Origin of the sequence: Kitasatospora sp. NPDC088548, from assembly GCF_044753005.1 — a bacterium.
GTDB lineage: Bacteria > Actinomycetota > Actinomycetes > Streptomycetales > Streptomycetaceae > Kitasatospora.
Genome location: NZ_JBIVMI010000041.1, coordinates 50,307 through 66,887, shown reverse-complemented (window position 1 = coordinate 66,887; position 16,581 = coordinate 50,307). Strand labels below are relative to the sequence as shown.

General features: G+C 72.7%; 15 protein-coding genes. 5 read left to right on the top strand and 10 right to left on the bottom strand.

Annotation, left to right across the window (positions count from 1 at the left end):
- Positions 1 to 1,605 (bottom strand): replication-relaxation family protein (locus ACIP82_RS35130; protein WP_400659410.1); only part of this gene is annotated, 1,605 nt, incomplete at its 3' end.
- 715 nt (positions 1,606 to 2,320) lie between these two features.
- Here ACIP82_RS35130 and ACIP82_RS35125 point away from each other — a divergent pair.
- On the top strand, positions 2,321 to 3,172 hold the full coding sequence (locus ACIP82_RS35125; protein WP_400659408.1) for a replication-relaxation family protein: 852 nt from the start codon (positions 2,321 to 2,323) through the stop codon (positions 3,170 to 3,172).
- Between the two features lie 446 nt (positions 3,173 to 3,618).
- Here ACIP82_RS35125 and ACIP82_RS35120 read toward each other — a convergent pair whose 3' ends face one another.
- Genes ACIP82_RS35120 through ACIP82_RS35110 form a run of 3 tightly spaced genes read right to left on the bottom strand, consistent with a single transcriptional unit; the run spans position 3,619 to position 5,247 of the window.
- The gene (locus tag ACIP82_RS35120) at positions 3,619 to 4,146 is read right to left on the bottom strand and encodes an NUDIX domain-containing protein (protein ID WP_400659406.1); all 528 of its coding nucleotides are present in this window, start codon (positions 4,144 to 4,146) and stop codon (positions 3,619 to 3,621) included.
- Positions 4,143 to 4,829 (bottom strand): DUF402 domain-containing protein, encoded by a 687-nt coding sequence (locus tag ACIP82_RS35115; RefSeq protein ID WP_400659404.1) that lies wholly within the window; start codon positions 4,827 to 4,829, stop codon positions 4,143 to 4,145. Before ACIP82_RS35115 ends, ACIP82_RS35120 begins: the two co-directional genes overlap by 4 nt.
- Positions 4,830 to 4,887: 58 nt before the next feature.
- Positions 4,888 to 5,247 (bottom strand): hypothetical protein, encoded by a 360-nt coding sequence (locus ACIP82_RS35110; RefSeq protein WP_400659403.1) that lies wholly within the window; start codon positions 5,245 to 5,247, stop codon positions 4,888 to 4,890.
- Positions 5,248 to 5,901: 654 nt separating this feature from the next.
- Here ACIP82_RS35110 and ACIP82_RS35105 point away from each other — a divergent pair.
- On the top strand, positions 5,902 to 6,390 hold the full coding sequence (locus ACIP82_RS35105) for a hypothetical protein (protein WP_400659401.1): 489 nt from the start codon (positions 5,902 to 5,904) through the stop codon (positions 6,388 to 6,390).
- 23 nt (positions 6,391 to 6,413) lie between these two features.
- On the opposite strand, the gene ACIP82_RS35100 is transcribed toward ACIP82_RS35105, so the two are convergent.
- The 3 genes from ACIP82_RS35100 to ACIP82_RS35090 form a co-directional block, all read right to left on the bottom strand.
- Complete coding sequence (locus ACIP82_RS35100; protein WP_400659399.1) at positions 6,414 to 7,946, bottom strand: hypothetical protein; 1,533 nt, start codon at positions 7,944 to 7,946, stop codon at positions 6,414 to 6,416.
- 570 nt (positions 7,947 to 8,516) lie between these two features.
- Complete coding sequence (ltrA, locus tag ACIP82_RS35095) at positions 8,517 to 9,728, bottom strand: group II intron reverse transcriptase/maturase (RefSeq protein WP_400659414.1); 1,212 nt, start codon at positions 9,726 to 9,728, stop codon at positions 8,517 to 8,519.
- A 1,029-nt stretch (positions 9,729 to 10,757) separates the two neighbouring features.
- On the bottom strand, positions 10,758 to 12,128 hold the full coding sequence (locus ACIP82_RS35090; protein ID WP_400659397.1) for a hypothetical protein: 1,371 nt from the start codon (positions 12,126 to 12,128) through the stop codon (positions 10,758 to 10,760).
- Between the two features lie 877 nt (positions 12,129 to 13,005).
- Here ACIP82_RS35090 and ACIP82_RS35085 point away from each other — a divergent pair.
- The 3 genes from ACIP82_RS35085 (at position 13,006) to ACIP82_RS35075 (ending at position 14,912) form a co-directional block, all read left to right on the top strand.
- Positions 13,006 to 13,515, top strand: a complete 510-nt coding sequence (locus tag ACIP82_RS35085; RefSeq protein ID WP_400659396.1) for a hypothetical protein — start codon at positions 13,006 to 13,008, stop codon at positions 13,513 to 13,515.
- 55 nt (positions 13,516 to 13,570) lie between these two features.
- Positions 13,571 to 13,822 (top strand): hypothetical protein, encoded by a 252-nt coding sequence (locus ACIP82_RS35080; protein WP_400659394.1) that lies wholly within the window; start codon positions 13,571 to 13,573, stop codon positions 13,820 to 13,822.
- Positions 13,823 to 14,132: 310 nt separating this feature from the next.
- Positions 14,133 to 14,912 carry a hypothetical protein gene (locus ACIP82_RS35075; protein WP_400659392.1) on the top strand — a complete coding sequence of 260 codons (780 nt, stop codon included), beginning with the start codon at positions 14,133 to 14,135 and terminating at the stop codon, positions 14,910 to 14,912.
- Positions 14,913 to 15,017: 105 nt separating this feature from the next.
- On the opposite strand, the gene ACIP82_RS35070 is transcribed toward ACIP82_RS35075, so the two are convergent.
- From ACIP82_RS35070 to ACIP82_RS35060, 3 genes are all read right to left on the bottom strand, one after another.
- On the bottom strand, positions 15,018 to 15,233 hold the full coding sequence (locus ACIP82_RS35070; RefSeq protein ID WP_400659390.1) for a hypothetical protein: 216 nt from the start codon (positions 15,231 to 15,233) through the stop codon (positions 15,018 to 15,020).
- A gap of 154 nt (positions 15,234 to 15,387) precedes the next feature.
- The gene (locus ACIP82_RS35065) at positions 15,388 to 15,729 is read right to left on the bottom strand and encodes a replication initiation protein, RepL2 (protein ID WP_400659388.1); all 342 of its coding nucleotides are present in this window, start codon (positions 15,727 to 15,729) and stop codon (positions 15,388 to 15,390) included.
- Positions 15,730 to 15,731: 2 nt separating this feature from the next.
- Positions 15,732 to 16,220 (bottom strand): winged helix-turn-helix domain-containing protein, encoded by a 489-nt coding sequence (locus tag ACIP82_RS35060; protein ID WP_400659386.1) that lies wholly within the window; start codon positions 16,218 to 16,220, stop codon positions 15,732 to 15,734.
- Between the last annotated feature and the right edge of the window lie 361 nt (positions 16,221 to 16,581).

Sequence of the window (16,581 nt, the reverse complement as noted above, 5' to 3'; positions counted from 1 at the left end):
GCCCTTCGCCGGGTAGAGCTTCGCGTGCAGCACCCGCTCCTCCCACCACGGGTCATCCGGGGTGGAGACCAGCGCGGCCATCTGCTGGCGCTTGGTCGGGGCGGGCAACACCAGCAGGCCCAAGTCCTTCCGCTCGCGGTCCCATTCGCAATTCGGGCACTCCAGCCGGTCAGGGCCAGCCTTCTCGGTCAGCTCCGGCCCCGAGCCCTCCTTGCCCCCGATCGAGCCCCGGCACGTCCAGCACGGGCGCAGCACGGCGTTCGCCGACCGGGCCGCCTCCAGCCGGGCCCGGGCTTCGGCCTCCAGCTCCGCCTCGCGCCGCTCTTGGTCCTTCTCGTGGCAGTTCCAGCAGCGGCCACCCGGGCGGCGGGTCCACCTTTGTCGTCGTCCGTCCGGGTCGTGCTCGTCGGTGCTCTCCTGCCAGGGCACGTTCCCGCAGTCGGCGCAGGCCAGGGTCTCCATCAGCTCGCGGTGGACCTGGTCAGCCTTCTTCTCCCTGGCCTTCTGGCGCTCGTCGTACGCCTCGCGGGTGTCCGGGCTCTCCAGCGCGTCCAGCAGGGAGTAGCGGGCTCCGTTGCGGCCGTAGCGCCACCACACCGGGCCGAGGGGGCCGTGCTCGGCCAGCAGCTCCAGCGTGGTGGCGATGACCGGCACGGTGTCGTCGTACTCGCGCCAGCCGTCCCCGCCCGCGTTGTGGGTGCGGATGGTCCACCAGGCGCCGCCCCAGGCGTCGCGCGCCAGGTCTGACACCGCCTGCTGCCGGTTGGCCAGGGCTACCGGTCCGGCTCCGGTGACGACCAGGGCGACGGGCGGGTAGCCGGGGCGGGTGTGGCCGGGCCAGGTCCGGCGCCACCAGTGGACCATCCGGTCGGCCGGCTCCTCGTCGGCCAGCGCCGGGTCGGTGCTCTTCACCTTCGTGCGGAACAGCTCGCGGTACCGGGGGAACTTCGCGGCGACCCGCTCCGGCGACATCGTCGAGCGGTCGACCTCGACCATCAGGACCGGCACTCCGATCTCCGGGGCCTGCCACACCGCGTCCGGGCGCACCTTGCGCCTGCCGCCCGGCAGCAGGAACTCGGCCTCGGTCTCCCAGTCGGTCACGGTGCCAACCCCGCCCGCGGCCCCAGGCGCGCTGCCGCCCATAACAAACGCGGTGATCGTCTCGTTGACCGCCATCGCGTGCTGGGCACCGGAGCGGCCGGCGCCCCGGGCCGTCGATCCCATGTCGGCGCGGGGAAGGCCGAGCACCTGCCCGGCCGCCTCCAGCCCGGCTGTACCCTCCAGCCGCCAGGTCTTGTGCCGGTCCCGGGTGTTGCCGTCGGAGGCGACCAGGCCGTGCAGCGCGAGATCGCGCAGCGCCTGCCGGATCACGGTGTTCGACGCCGCCCGGGGGCGCAGCAGTCGCTGGAGCTGGTCGGCGGTGGCGACCTTGAGGACGCCGAGCGCGCCGAGGACGTCGGCGCGCAGCGCGGTGGTCGAGCCGTTCGGGTTGGCGGCACCGCGCCGGTACGCGGTCCGCCCCGGCCGGTACGGCTGCGCCGGTTCGACGGCGTCGGCCTGGCCGTCGTTGTCGCCGGGCTGGGCGGGGCTCTGACGGGTGCTCACGGGCGTCTCCCGGTGGTCGTGGTCGGGCGGTTGCCTTCGAGGGATATCCGGCGTTCCTGACAGCCGCCAAGCCCGTTTCCGCCCGGCGTGCCGCCCCCGTCCCGCCACCACCCCGGCCCGCCTTTGAGCGGGCGCGCGGCCGGCCCCGCCGGACGCAACGAGAAAGGGCCAAGCGGCCCGGGAGCGTCCGTCCGCAAAAAGCCGCGAACGAACGCACCCAGACCGCAACCACAACAACCACAAACCAAAAGCAAAAGGCAGGGAGAAAGAGGGTTGTCAGAACCGGTGCGCAGCCCGAATCCGGGGCCTGAGCTGCACGGTTTTCCCCTCTTGGCGCGAGACGGCCGGTAGGGGGAGCGGAGGGGGAAACGGGAGGGGGAACGGAAGCAGTCCGGCAAACTCACCAGGGCCACCAAGGTATTGGTGAGTTTCCTTGATGGGCCATCAAGGAAACTCACCGGGGCACCTTGATGGCTATTCCAGCAGGTCAGAGGCTTGCCGTTCGGGCCACCGGGGGCCCCGAGGTCGGGACCGGTTGGCGGACTGGATTACGGACCGCATTTCGGACTGGTTAGAACGCGGGATACCTTGATGGCGGGAGTTATCAAATCGTTATGAACTACCAACGTTGATGGTGAGAAATCCGGTGAGTTTCGTGGGGTTCCATTCTCCGAGCACGGGATAAGCCCGCGCTTCGGACTGAGGGAGCACATTCGTGCACGGGGATCTGGAGACCGACCACGACGTTCTGGTCACGCTTCACCGCTTCACGCTGGCGACCGCCGAGCAGCTCCACCAGCTGCATGGCGGCACCGCCCTGATCAAGCAAACCCAGAAGCGGCTGACCCGCCTGCACGCCGATGGCCTGGCCGATTTCGTGACCCTGCCGCAGGCCGGCCGGGCGAAGGCCTGGCACCTCACCGCCCAGGGCGCAGCGGTGGCGGCCACCTTCCCCGAGGCCCGTCGCCCGACCGCCCAGGTGCTGGACGGTGAGCAGCTCGCCGTGCGGCACGGGCGCGAGCACCTGCTCGACGTCGGCCGGATCCACTCGGCCTTCGTCGCCGAGGCCCGCGCCCGCGGCGAGGACTGCGGCCCGCTCGACCTCCTCCCCGCCCCGGAGCTGCCCGCCGGCGGCGGGGTGTACCGGCCCGCCGCCGAGCTCGCCTACACCGCGGGCACCGGCGAGGAGCGGCACCGGCTGCGGGCGTTCGTCGAGCGCCACCGCCCCGGTGTCGGCGCCGAGGAGACCGCGGCGCAGCTGGCGGCCTGCGCCCGAGTGTGGGAGCAGGCGGGCGAGGACGGAGCGGGCCGGGCGTGGGAGCGTCGCTGGCGCTCCTTCCCGCGGCTGCTGGTGGTCCTGATCGGCACGGCGGCCGCCGGGGTGCGCGGCGCGGTGGCGGACCTGCGCCTGGCCGCCGAGGAGAACCCGGCCGTCGCCGAGATGCTCACCGCCGTCCCGGTCGGCGCCGCCCGGATCGAGGACCTGGTCCAGCGCGGACCGTCCGCACCGGTCTGGCACCCGCTCGACGGCCGGAGCGGTCGGCCCTGCGGGTGGACCGAGCTGTAGGCGGCCAGAGGGAGCACGCCGCCAGCCGTCCCGGCCGCCCTTCCCCCCTCGCCCCTCCTCCCGGCCGGTGGCGCCGCGAAGCGGGGCCGCCGGGCCACCGCGCAGCGGACCACCCGTCACGCCGTCGGCGCGCAGCATCAGGTTGCCGGGGTCTTGTCTCCGCTCCTGCTCTGCGCGCCGACTCTTCTGCTCCTCTTCTTCGACGCTCCGGTGCCCGGACTTCACCCAGCACCGCCGAGGTGCCCAGGGAGAAGTAGTCGGCGCCCGGCGGCCTATGGACAAACGGGCGATGAGCTGCGAAAACGCTGCTTCCGGCGGCGCCGCCTGGCGCAACCCCGAGTAGCAACCTCAAGTAGCAAGCCCGAGTAGCAAGCCCGAGTAGCAACCTCCAGAAGCAACCTCAGAGGCAACCCGCGCCGGGCCGGCTGCGGCCTGCGCTCGGGAGGTCAGCGCCACTGGTAGGACGCTCCGGTCATCGCCGGGAGCAGCACCGGGCCGCCTGCGGCGGTGTCGGGCCGGACGGCCTGGGCGAGGACGGCGCCGACGCCCGGGTACAGGTGGAGGCTGGCCGCGTCGGCCACCGGCAGCCACACCACCGGCGCCTCGTCGGGAGCGTCCTGCTCGGCCGCGGCGACGGCCGCCACCAGGTGGTCGGGCAGGTGGGCAACGTAGACCAGGTGCCGGCGCCGGAACGGCGTGGTCTCGCCCGGCCGCTCCGTCTCCTGGTCCTGGACGAAGCGCAGCACCGGCGGCGCGGGCAGCGCCGCCAGGTCGAGGCCGAGCTCCTCGCGGAGCTCGCGGTGCAGCGCGTCGATCGGGTCCTCGCCGTCCTCGTCCTCGACCACGCCGCCGGGGAAGGAGAGTTGTGCTCCGGCCGGGCGCTGGCGGCGGATCAGGCAGACGAGGCCGTCGTGGAGCAGGACCGCGCACACCCGCACGCGGACCGGCCCGCTTGCCGTGCCGCTGCTCGTCATGGCCGGTAGGGGGTCGCCGCCGTGGCGGCTTCGTCGGCGCCGGGCGGCAGCGTCGGCAGCGGCCAGGACGGGTCCGGTGCCCAGGTCGGCCAGCCGCCGGCGAACGGCCCGGTGCGGTCGTCCAGCATGCCGATCGCCCGGCCTCGGGCCTGCTCGACCTGGCGGCCCACGTAGTCGTCGACCACGCCGAGGCGGCGCAACTGGGAGTACTCCTCGGTGTCCTTCCAGTGGTGCCCCGACAGGTCGGGGGTGATGACCAGGTCGAGGGCGAGGTCCATGGTGTCGACGCCGAGACCGGGGCGGCGCCGGTAGGGATGCTCGAAGTTGACGTACCAGCGCAGCGGCTCGTGGGTGGTCGCGTCCTGGAAGCAGTGCACGGAGAACCACTCGCCGTTTAGGAAGTGGGACAGCAGCTCGGTGCCGGTCCACCGGTAGTGGTCCAGGGTCCAGGCGCCGGCCGCCAGGTCTGCCAGGCCCTGCTGGCGGGTGGTGTCGTCGCCGGTGCGCGTGGAGGTGATCCAGGTCGTCGGGGCCAGGCTCTCAATTCCCGGCCAGTAGGCCAGCGTCAGCACGTGGCCGGTGTCGTCGATCACCCGTTGCGGCATCGCGGTCCACACCCGGCCGGCGTGGACGTCGCGGCGGATCGCGGTGGTGCCGGGCTGGAACAGGGTGGTGTCGGTCATGGCGGAGAGTGTTCCCGGCCTCGGGGCCGGGAAGTCCGCTCGAAGGTGTGACAGCGGGTCAGGGCTTGGGGAAGCCGTAGCGTTCGGCGGCCCAGCGGTTCGGCGGCTGCGGGGCGTCCAGGCGCTTGCGCAGCTCCTGGACGGCCCGGGCGAGCTCCTCGCGGTCGGTGGCGTTGACCGTGCTGTCCAGGAAGGCGGAGACGTCGGCGAAGGTGCCGTCCTCCCCGAGGCGGCCGGCGCACAGCTGGACGCGCAGGTACGGGGCGAAGGCGTCGATCCCGATCCACCAGCCGTCCCCGTCGTGGGCCACGCGCAGTTGGGAGGGCAGGTGCCCGAGGAGAACGCGAGCCTGGTCCTGCCAGCCGCACACCTCGATGATCCACTCGGCCACCGGATCCGGCCCCATCGGCTGTGTCATCGGTCCACCCCTCCGCGTCGACAGTGCGTCGAGCCTATCCGCGCCGGGGTGCCGGGCGGTCCGGAACGACCCGGTCACCCGGCCGTTCCGGACGGCTGGGCCCACGTCGAGCAGACGGGCTCGTGCCAGGTCGTCCGGACGACCATCCCGCCCGGGGTCAGGTGCTCGCTGGACCAGGTCCGGCAGCACCCGCCGCTGCCCGGCCGGGCCGGGGCTGACGGCCATCCAGCGTGGACCGGGGCGGCGGGCGCGGACGCGGTGGGCGCTGGATGGCGGCGACGGTGGCGGCGCCTGGTCTGGGGTGTCGTCATGTCGCAGGCTCTGCCCACGACGTCGCAGTGCCGAACCCCACCGCCACCCGGACGGCGTACCGCAGTCCGTTCTAACCGGCCGCTGACCTGCGGCGACATGCGAAACTCACCGGGTCCGAGGCGAAACTCACCGGGTCGGGCGGGCAAACTCACCAGCGGCCCCGGGGCGAAACTCACCGCTCCGGGGCGAAACTCCCCACCGCAGGTCAAAGGGGGTGCCCAAACTCCCCAGTGCAGGTCAGCGGCCTGTCGCTCCTCCGGGGTGAGGGCGGGTCGGGCGGGCTGCCGCGCTTCGGCGGTGCCCGGCCCGTGTCCGGCGGGCCGGGCCGCTCGTTGGCGCGGTGTGGGAAAGGCGATCGGTCAGCGCAGGGCGCTGGGCCCCGGGGGCACGCTGGCGGGCCGCCTGCCCGTTCCACCTCCCCGCCCCGAGGCCCCGGCCGCACCCAGCAACCCGGCCGACCAGCTTGTCCAGCAGGTCGTGCTGACGGCCACCCACGCGGTGCGCACCGAACCCTGGCGGGCCGTACTCGACGGCCTCACCGTCGCCGAGCTGCAGAACGCGGCCACGGCGGCCGGAGCCGACCCGGCGCACGCGGTCACCTCCCGCATCCGGGCCGCGCTGCGGGCGCTGGCCCGCTGGGACGAGATGGTCGGCGAGCTGCACGACGAACTGGCCGCGGTGGCCGGCGATGCGGGGCTGTGCGAGAAGGCGCGCGAGGCCGGACTGGCGGAGGAGGCCCAGCTGGAGCTGGCCTGGGTTCACGTGGCCGAGGTGGTGCTGCGCTACCACCACGGAGGCGGCCAGCGCCCGAGACCCAGCCGCCGCTGGTGACCACCCCGGCGGGTGAGGGCGGGTCAGGACCGGCGCCACCAGGAACCGGTTCGCTTCGCCTCGGCGGCCGCGGCTTCGGCGGCGGCCCGCTCGCGCTCGGCGGCCTCCCGCGCCTTCCGGTCGGCGTCGGCCTGGCGGCAGCCGGCGCACAGACCGTCGTCGCCCCAGGCGGCCCGGGCCCGCTCCCGGTCCGCCCACCGCTCGTCCGAGAACGGCAACGTGCAGCGGGTGCAGGACGGACGGCTCCCCTCCCGTTCGGCTTCCTCGCGGGCACGGCGGGCGGCAGCCGCAGCCTGGCGCTCGACGGCCAGAAGCCGGTCGCCGTCCGGGTTGTCCAGCGCGCTGGTGAGGGTGTGCCAGCCGTCGCGGCCGAAGCGCCGCCACACCGGGGCGGCGGCGCCCTTGTCGTCGAGCAGCTGCAGCGTGGTGGCGACCACCGGCAGCGCCAGGTGGTAGTTGCCCGCCGTCACCCCCGCGAACGGGTACGGCCGCGGACTCCAGAAGGCGGCGGAGCCGGCCTCCACCGCGTCGAGGCGGCGCAGCAGCCGCTCGTGGTCGCGCTCGGCCTTCGCAGCCTGCTGCTCGGGGGTAAGAGGCTTGGTGCCGGGCCGGTCGCGTTTGCGGCCAGGGACGAGGACCAGGGCGACGGGCGGGTAGCCCTCGTGGCCGGTGGGCGGGTAGACGGTGCGCCAGTGCCGGTGGTCGTGGACGGCGGCCCCGTCGTACCGGGCGGCCTTCGCCCGGGTCTTGTCGGCGCCCTTGGCGAGCAGTTCGCACCAGGCGGTGTAGATGGCGAGCTTCTCGACGAGCTGACCGACCGTCTCGTTGTCGCGGTCGACCTCGACCAGCAGCACCGGCACCTTCGCGCCCGGGTCGCGCAGCACGAGGTCGGCGTAGCGGGCGGTGCGGCCGGGCACCGCGTGGCGGACCTCGGTGGTGAGGGTGAGCGGCGATCCGTGGCCCGCGCGGGTCAGGTGCCCGGCGGTCGCGGTGACGTCCAGGGCGTGCTCGTCGTAGCCGGCGCTCTCGCCCTCGCGGACGGTGGACAGCTTGGTGCCGGGCGGCAGCAGGCGGGCGGCCTCCTTGTGGCCGGCCTTGGTCAGGCACCAGAGCTTGCGGCCGCGGGCCCAGCCGTCCGGGCGCGCCTTGCCCGCTTCCTGGAGGTCGAGCAGCGCGTCGCGGGTCGCCTTGTCGCAGGCCTGGCCGGGCAGCGCCAGGTGCCAGAGCTCCCGGCCGGTGGCGCGCTGGAACAGGACGAGCGCCACCATGACCCTCGCCCTGGCCGGACCCGTCGCCCGCTGCTTGCGCCTCGGGCTTCCAGGAGCAGCGGTAGAAGGGTTGTCGCCACTGCGGCGAACCCTTGTCCGGGGCCGCTGGCCTGCGGAAACGGGCTTCTCGCCGCGCGGGGCGGTGGAGGTGCGGGCGGAGGTGTCACTGGAGGCGCCGTGCGGGTCCTTGTCCCGGCCGGGCGAGGCCTTCGCCGCCCGGCCGGTCGGGTGGTCGGCGGCCTGGTCGCCGTCGTCGGGGCCGGGCGCGGCGAGCGAGGTGGTGGTCATCGGAGTGGCCTTCCGTCAGCAGGAAGCCAGCGCGGGCACAGTGGCCCGCACCGGCACCCGGACCAGCGCCCGGGTGCGGCCGACACTGCACACCACCCCCTTGTCCGCGGCCTGGCCCCACCCCTTGTCCGACCCCTTGACCAGCGTGTTGTCCCGCCCGATTCGCCCCGGCCTGGGGCCTTGTCCTCCCGGAATGTCCGTGACCGACACCACAGGGCCCCAGCAGGGCGGCGCGCTCGACCTGGCGCGCGGCCGCGCGGTGCGGTCGGGTGCGGTGCGCGCGGCCGCGCGGTGCGGTAGCAGCGCGACTACCGCACCGTCCTTCGCGGTGCGGTGCGGTCCACGCGCGGCACGGTGCGGAAGCCCGCGCGGTGCGGTGCGGGTACGCGGGTGCGGACCGCGCGGTGCGGTGCGGAGCGGAGCCGCACTCCCAGTGCGGCCCGGCGCGCAGGTGCGGCGCGGCGCGCGCGGCCAGCCCTTTGCCGAGTAGCCGGGGGGAATCTCACCCCCCGGCCCTCACAGAACCGTGCGTAACAGTCTCCCGTTACACGGCTCGTGTCGCTCTGATCATCAGACCAGCACCGCGCTCACGGTCGGCGTGAGTCGCCAGTGCGCGAACAGGCGGGGGTAGCGACGGGCGATCTCCTGAAGCTTCGCCAGTGCCTTCCGCTTGCCCGCGAGCCGTCCGTACTTCTTGCGGATCCACCGCACCAGGTAGGCGTTGATGCGGGTCAGGAAGGAGAACAGCTCCCACGGCCGGAACCGGCCGTAGTAGTTGATCCAGCCGGCCACCTTGGGGTTCACCCTCCGCGCCAGCTCGTTGAAGGTCAGATCGGTCCGCAGGTGCAGATGCCAGCTCCGCACCTCGCGGCTGATCTTGTTCAGGGCGTCCCTGCTGATCGCCGGGTCGAAGCCGAGGAACAGGTTCCCGTGTCGGCTCCGCCCCTTCCTGGCACGGAACGTGTACCCGAGGAACGTGAACGCCGTGTGCTCGTACGAGCCCCGGCGAAGCTGGTCCTTGCAGTAGACGATCCGGGTCTTGTCCGGGTGCAGTTCCAACCCGACCTCGACCATCCGTTCCCGCAGTGCCGCCAGGACCATGCGGGCCTGGCTCTCGGAGACGCAGTGCAGCACCGCGTCGTCCGCGTAGCGCTCGAACTGGACGCCCGGGAAGTTCCGGTCCATCCAGGTGTCGAACGCGTAGTGCAGGAACAGGTTCGCCAGCACGGGAGACACCGGGGCGCCCTGCGGCGTCCCCAACTCCCGCTTCACCAGGGAGCCGTCGGGCATGGCGAGCGGAGCGGCGAGCCACCTCCGCACGTACAACTTCACCCAAACGGCATCGGTGTGGGCATCCACCGCCTTGACCAGCAGGTCCCAGGGCACGCTGTCGAAGAACTTCCGGATGTCGAACTCGACCACCCAGTTCCTCCGCCAGCACCGTTCCCGGCACTTTCCCACCGCATCCAAGGCGGACCGTCCAGGCCGGTATCCGTAGCTGTCCGGATGGAAAATCGGCTCCACCCTCCGCACCAAATGCCGAGCCACCACAGTCTGCGCCACCCGGTCGGCGACAGCGGGAATGCCAAGCATTCTCGTGCCGCCGCCGTGAGGCTTCGGGATCTCCACAGCGCGCACCGGAGGCGGAAAGTAGGAGCCCGACGACATGCGATTCCAGACCTTGTACAGGTTCCCCTGAAGGTCCTCCTCGAAGTCCTCGACGCTCTGCCCGTCCACGCCCGGCGCGCCCTTGTTAGCCCTGACTTCCTCCCATGCCTCCATAACCTCCCGCTTCGAGATATCAAACGGCTTGATCTGAGACTTCAACTGGCTCATCCCACTCCTCCCGGAGAACTTCCGGTTGATGTGATCAACACAGTCACGAGCGACCCGGCCCCTTCGCTCCGCCCCCGTTACAGGGGCCTCAGCGCTACTACGGGCCGGTCCGCCAGCAGGACCCGCATCGGTACTCGACCCCTCACAGTTGCGTGCTGCTTGGGGCACTCCCTCTCCCCACCGAAGCGGTGGGCGGTATCGGATCCTGCCTTCTCCTGTTCCGTACGGAAGCAGCAGACCGGACTCACGTCGCCTACATGCCGGACACCACCTGGCCAATAAACGGGCACCCGCCAGGCTCATCCCGGGATTCTGAACACACCCCGGTTTCGATGCCGTCTGTTTTCCTTTCGACACGTCAGCAGCGATTCACTTACGTTCGTCTTTCCGGTCCCCACCTGACGCCTCTTACGACGCCTTTTCCTCATCGCTCACCACGACGGTCTTCAGCCAACGCAGCATGAGGCGGTTTGAAGCCTCCCCCCGCAGGGCGACTCCGAAGGGCCAAAACCTTCATCATCCGTACAGCATCGCAATCGGAAGCTGTCCTACTACCAACTCCTTCTCGCGTTCAGGACGCAAGTCCAGGGGAAACGCGCCGTTGTCCAGGAGAAACGCGCGGCACTGGTCGGCACGGTCAGCGCGCGCGGCCGGGTGCGCGCGGACTCTGCGCGGTCTGTCCATAGGCGCGCCGCGCGCTGCTGGGACTGTCCATCGCGCGCGGGCCAGCGCGCGGTGCGGGCATGGATCGCATGGTGCGGTGCGGTAGCGGCGCGACTACCGCACCGGCCTTTGCGGGTGCGGTGCGGAAGCCCGCGCGGCGCGGTGCGGGTACGCGGGTGCGGACCGCGCGGTGCGGTGCGGAGCGGCCGGGTGCGCGCGGACTCTGCGCGGTCTGTCCATAGGCGCGCCGCGCGCTGCTGGAGCTGTCCATCGCGCGCGGGCCGGCGCGCGGCCGCGTCGGCCAGGCCCGGCCTACCAGCGGGTGAGGTGCTCCCCCAGCGCCCGGCGCAGCAGGGCGAGGGCGCCTTCGGCGCCGGGGCAGCGCAGGGGTTCGCCGCTGGCGGCGTCGGCGACGAGGCTGCTGTCGATCAGAGCGGTCCAGGTTCCGCGCTGGACGTCGTACTCCTCGATCCAGCCGACCGGCCGGCCGCCCTGCTGGAGCTCCTGGACGCCCGGGTGGTCGGGCCAGGTGAGGTGGACCAGGCCGTCGTCGAGCGCCTCGCGGTCGGGGTCGCCGAGGCCGCGGGCGGAGGGCACGATCCAGCCGGTCGGGCGCTTGAGAGCCAGGTGCTGCACGCCGGGCATCGCATGCTCGGGGCGCAGCAGTTCGATGTGCGTGCGGTGCAGGACGTCCAGGGCCTGGCCGACCGTGCGGTGGGTGCTGGCTCCGCTGGCCGGGTTCGTCAGGGTCACGGCGGCCTTGGAGCCCCGGTGGTGGGCGGCGATGTGCCCGGCCTGCCCCCACGGTCCGTCCGGCAGCGGGGCGGTCCAGCCGATCGGCCGGCCCCGGTAGAGCAACTGGTGGACGTCCTCGGCCTGCGGGTCGTCCCAGGAGGCGAGCAGCCAGCCCTCACCGACCGTCAGGTCCAGGTCGTCGAGCCGGTCCGGCTCGCCGAACCGGAGCGTCGGAATGGTGCAGGCGACGCGGCGCAGCGCCTCGAAGGCCTCCGCCTGCTGCTCTTCCGTGGCGGCCGGGGCCGGCGCGGCGGCAGCGGGGCGGATTTCGGCCCGGTCCGAAACTCCCGGTGCCGCCGCCCCAACTGGCGCAGGCGGCATTTCGGACCGAGCTGAAACCGCGGGCGCAGCCAAGGGCACGGCCCGGTCGGGATTTTCGGACCGATCCGAAACAGTGGGCCGGGGCGGGTACGCGGCCAGGACCTCCGGGGAGACGCGGGCCAGGACGTCCGGGCGCATCACCATCTCCTCGGCCCGGCGCAGCTCGCGCTCGGGCCCGGTCAGCTCGGGCCAGCGGACCTCGTCCCGCACGTCCTCCGCAGCCTCCCGCGCGTGGAAGTTCAGCGAGGCGTGCACGGTGTAGAAGGCGTCGTAGGCGGCCACCGGATCGTCGTCCACCGCGTCCAGGAACGCCCGGGCGGCGTCCACGGCTGCCTTCGCGCACCGCAGCACCTCCGCCCGCCCTCCCTCAAGGGTGTCGTCCTTGGCCTTGTCGCGGGCCGCCGCGGACTTGCACGCCTTCGAGCAGTAAATCGCCCGGCGCCCGCGCCTGCCCGGCTCCGGCGGCGGCACGATCTCCTCGCACCCGTTCCGCTCGCACACCGCGCCGACCGCCACGTCGAACAGCACGTCAGCAGCGCCGGAATTTCGGACCGATCCGTTTTGCATGCCCGGATCGTAGCCTTGACGATCGCCCAGGTCACAGCCCATTTCGGACCGGTCCGAAACTGCCGGCGGTACGGGTGGCCATCAAGGAACCCGGATTGCGGACCGGTTCGAAACTCCGCGCTGCTGCGCCTGGTGCAGCGGCGCTGCACTGCTGCTGCTGCACGAAGCGACGGTGCAGCAGCAGCCGAACGTGCTGCTGCACCAGGCCCTGCTGCTGCACGTTGTCCCGCTGCCCGGTACGGCAGCGCTGCATGTTGTCCCGTCACCGGCCGTAGCCGCTCGCCCCCTTGTCCTGCTACCCGTCGGCCCCTTGTCCGGGGTTGTCCCGCGCAACGGCCCGGTTGTCCCGCTGCGCATGCGCAACCCCCTGCGCAACGGTGCCTTGCGCATGCGCAACCGCCCGCCCGCCCGCCACCATGCGCATGCGCATCCGGCCGGGGCCCGGCGCGGTGCGCAACCGGCCCGGCCGGCCCCCGGCCAAGGCCTGCGGCGCCTGCCACTGCGATCCCCATCGCAGTGCCCCCACCTGCGGCATCGCACACCGCGCACCTGGCCCGCACCCGCCCTTGCGCATCGTGATCCGGACGGTTGCGACCCGGGTCGCACTGTCGCACCCGGCTCCGGCCGTTGCGCAGTCGGCGGTTGCGCGGGCCGTCGCAGTCGCAGCCCGTCCGCTGCGCAGCCGGTCGCAGTCGCAGCAGCGCCGGGTGCAGCAAGGGTGACCTTGCTGCACCCTGCTGCCCCAGCCGCGGGCCGGGCAGCGGTGTAGCAAGGTCCGCCTTGCTACACCGCTGCTGCTCCGTGCAGCAGCAGCGGGCGGCCGGCTGCTGCACCCGCTGCCCGTGACCGGGGAGGCCGCGCAGCGGTTGCACCGGGCATGACGACCTCCCCGCTGTCCGCACCGCCGCAGCTCTCCCCGGCCGGGGCCGAGCACCCGAGCGCCGAGCACGACGTCCAGGCGCTCGACCCGGACGTGCTGGCCGCGCTGCACCGGGCCCGCGACGCCGGGGAAGCAGCTGCCGGGTGGGTGCGCGCGCTCGGCGGCCGCCAGAGCAACGAGCACCACGGCCTGGTCCTGGAGCGCGCGGCCGAGGCGATCGAGCGGGCCAGCCACCAGGAGGTGGTCCCCGGCGGCAACGGGGAGCTGGCCGAGGAGCTGCGCTACTCGCTCGCAGCGGATGTGCTGCTCGGCGCCGCCCACACCGCCACCCTGCCCGAGCTCACGCCGGGCGAGCGGATCCCGCTGGTCGCGGTGTGCGCGCTCGCGGCCGCCATGCCGGCCTGCGTGATCGGCGCCCCGGCGCGCGAGCTCACCCTGCTCGCCGACGAACTGGGCGCCGCCACCGCCGCCGGCCACGCCGCCACCGCGGCCGCGAACAGCGGGTGACCCACCCCCGCCGACCGGTGATCAGCACCGGCCGGTGCGCGGGAGAATGGGCCGGGTGACCAGCACCCAGCCGCGCGGCATAGGCTCCCTCATCCCCACCACCCGCACCCAGGCGACGCCCGCCGAACAGGCCGCCGCCCAGCTACTGCACCTGCGCACCGCGACCGTCCCCGTTCCGGTCCTCGCCGCGGCCGCCGCGCTGATCGCCCCGCAGCTGGAGGACCCGGACCCGGCCACCCGCGAGGCCGCCGGCGCGGTCCACGCCCGCCTGCTCGCCGCCATCCAGGACGCCGCACCCGACCAGTAGCCGCCAACCGTCCCAGCCCGGCGAACCGCCCGACGGCGGTCCGGACACAGAAGACACAACAGATACAGGCACACCCCTCCACCTGGGCAAACACGGCCCTCGGGACATAGGTGACACAGGGCGAAACAGACATACCAGGGCAGTTCGGCAGGGCAGAACACAGCCGTGACACAGGGCGCGACACAGCCCAGACACAGCCGGACACACCCCTGTTCGACCGCGAGGAAGCCGGCTGCCGCGCGCCCGGCCCGCACGCCGGTCCGCCGCGCCAGCCACGGTTCCGGCCACCCGCTCCGGGAACGATCCGGGCATGGACAGCGAGCACCAGGACCAGACCGGCCCGGTCGACGAAGCGCGGGCCCGGGAGCTGACCGAGCAGCTGCGCGCGGCGATCGAGGACGTGCGGGCCGCCGTCCTGGTCTTGGCCCGCCGGGTCCGTGCCGCCCACCAGGCGAAGGTGTGGACCGTGCTGGAGTATCCGTCGTGGTCGGCGTACGCGCTCGCCGAGTTCGGGATCGGCCGCTCGACGGCATACCGGTTGCTCGACCTGGCGGCCGTCGCCGAGGCGATCGAGGACACCGTGCAGACGGAGCTCGGGGTGTCCCACGCGTGGGACAGCACCGACCTGGTCCTGCCGGTGCGCGCGGTCGTCGACCTCAAGGGCCGCAGCGCCGAGCTCACCGACCTGATCGCCGACCGCCTCGCCGACGCCCACCAGGACGTCGGCGGCGCCGTGCTTCCGGTCGGGACGGTCGGCGGGATCGTCGCCGCAGCGGTCGCCGAGGTCCGGGCCCGCCCCGACGTCCCGGCCGCCGAGCTGGAGACCGGCCCCGCCCCGGACGGCATCACCGCCGAAGCCTGGCGCCGCCACGTAAGCGTCGGCCGCGACGCGCTCACCCAGCAGCGCGCCGCCCAGCTCGGCATCGGTGCGCTCGCCCTCGAGGTCGTGCCGGCCTACGTCTCCGACCGCCAGGCCGAGGACAGCGGCCTCGCCCGCCTCGCGAACGACATCGGCATCACCACCGCCGAGATCCTCGCCTGCCGCCGCTACGCCATCTCCGGGGACGTCCGGGCGATGGACGGCTGGTAGACCCGCAGGCCAGCGGCGGGGACTTCTACTTTCGGGCCCTCATTTGAGGGCCGATTTTTGAACCCTCCGCAGGTCAGAAGCCTGCGGCGCGGCGACCCGAAGCGGTCAGATCTGGTGGTCCGGATCGGAGAAGGTCAGGCCGCCGGGCGAGAGGCGGCGACGGGCCGGGGCGGGTACGGCCGCGGTCTCACCGGGCGGCTGGCGGAAGTCGGCGCCCTGCTCGACCGGCAGCAGCCGGCGCCCGCCGGACTGGGCGGGAAGGGGCGCGTCGGCGGCAGGGTCGGAGAAGGCGGGCAGCGAGAGGCTGCGTCGGTCGGTCATGATCACCAGTGTCGCAGCCCGGGCGGGCACGGGTAGGCCGGACCGCTATCACCGGTGATAGCGCTTTGATCCTGGCTGGCAGGGCCAGAGCGGAGAGGGCCCGGGCGGGTGCCCGGGCCCTCTCCTGCTGTGCTCCGTGTCCCGGCCGGCTGTGTCAGGCCCGGCGGGCTTGGTGTTCGCCATCGCCGCCAGCGCGGCGCAGGGGGAGGACGTTGTCTCCTCCGCCGGCCTTCGCGGTGAGGCGGTAGAACGGGCTGTTGTCGCTGACCTTCTCCAGCCAGCCGGAGCGGGTCAGCGCCAGGCGAAGGCGGGAGAAGAGGCTGGGGTTCATGTCGATCTCGGCCGCGAGGTCCTGGCCGGTCGACATGACGGCGCCGGTGCGCTCGTTCTGCTCGGAGCTGGCGTAGAGGATGACCACGACGCGCTGGTTGGGCGGCAGGTCGGCCGTGCGCTTGAGCATGGCCTTCACGTCCTCGGCGGACCTGATCTGTGCCATGGTCACTCTTCCTCTCCAGCGGCGGCCTTGCGGGGCCGCTTCGGCTTGTCCTTCTGCGGCGGAACGTACGCGGGGATCTCCGGCGGGTTCCAGTCCCTGATGGCCGTGCGCTGCTCGAACGCGCTGCCCTGGTGGGTCAGGTAGGGGGTGACGCGGAAGAAGCGGTTGCGGCCGATCGTCTTCACGTGCAGCAGCAGGCGCAACTTGTTGAGCTTAGCGACGTTCCGGCTGAGGGCCTTCGGGTCCATCTTGAGCCGGGCTGCGATCTCGGTGATCGTCAGCTCGACGTGCATGTCCGGGCCCGGGGTGTTGGCCAGCCACCAGATCAGCACGCGGGACTCGCGGTCGGTGATCGTCTCGACGGCCTCCGCGATCCCGTTCATCCGGGAGTTGTCCACGGTGCTGTAGCTACCGGCGTACCCGAAATTCGTCGTCGGGACGACGTTGCCCTCGGCGTCGTAGCGCTTGGGCGACCCGGCTGCTCGCGCCATGGGCTCTGCTCCTCACTCCAGCTCAAATCGGGGTGCTTGTGGGCGTGACGGTGCGGAACGGCTCAGCAGCACCACCTGTAAATATACTAACAGTGCATGCACTCATGGTGCATTTAGGTTGCTGGGGACACCACCTATATGACCCATAGGTACATGCACTTAAAGGTCATTTCGGTGATCCTGGGATCACCTCTTGGGGATCGCCGGATCACCTCAGGTGATCCCAGGATCACCGGGGAATCGACGTTTCCGCAGGTCAGCGACCTGGAGGGCCGTGCACCTCTTGTGTGGTCATTGACGTGCGGAACGCGCGCCTCCTGCCGGTGGCCGTCCGTGACGTTCACCCGCATGGCTTCCGCAG

Excerpts from the sequence above, each read along its gene's own strand:
- ACIP82_RS35120 (WP_400659406.1), bottom strand. The coding sequence starts at position 4,146 with ATGACGAGCAGCGGCACGGCAAGCGGGCCGGTCCGCGTGCGGGTGTGC.
- ACIP82_RS35100 (WP_400659399.1), bottom strand. The coding sequence starts at position 7,946 with ATGACCACCACCTCGCTCGCCGCGCCCGGCCCCGACGACGGCGACCAG.
- ACIP82_RS35075 (WP_400659392.1), top strand. The coding sequence starts at position 14,133 with ATGGACAGCGAGCACCAGGACCAGACCGGCCCGGTCGACGAAGCGCGG.
- ACIP82_RS35065 (WP_400659388.1), bottom strand. The coding sequence starts at position 15,729 with ATGGCACAGATCAGGTCCGCCGAGGACGTGAAGGCCATGCTCAAGCGC.
- ACIP82_RS35115 (WP_400659404.1), bottom strand. The coding sequence starts at position 4,829 with ATGACCGACACCACCCTGTTCCAGCCCGGCACCACCGCGATCCGCCGC.
- ltrA (WP_400659414.1), bottom strand. The coding sequence starts at position 9,728 with ATGGAGGCATGGGAGGAAGTCAGGGCTAACAAGGGCGCGCCGGGCGTG.
- ACIP82_RS35110 (WP_400659403.1), bottom strand. The coding sequence starts at position 5,247 with ATGACACAGCCGATGGGGCCGGATCCGGTGGCCGAGTGGATCATCGAG.
- ACIP82_RS35085 (WP_400659396.1), top strand. The coding sequence starts at position 13,006 with ATGACGACCTCCCCGCTGTCCGCACCGCCGCAGCTCTCCCCGGCCGGG.
- ACIP82_RS35060 (WP_400659386.1), bottom strand. The coding sequence starts at position 16,220 with ATGGCGCGAGCAGCCGGGTCGCCCAAGCGCTACGACGCCGAGGGCAAC.
- ACIP82_RS35090 (WP_400659397.1), bottom strand. The coding sequence starts at position 12,128 with ATGCAAAACGGATCGGTCCGAAATTCCGGCGCTGCTGACGTGCTGTTC.
- ACIP82_RS35070 (WP_400659390.1), bottom strand. The coding sequence starts at position 15,233 with ATGACCGACCGACGCAGCCTCTCGCTGCCCGCCTTCTCCGACCCTGCC.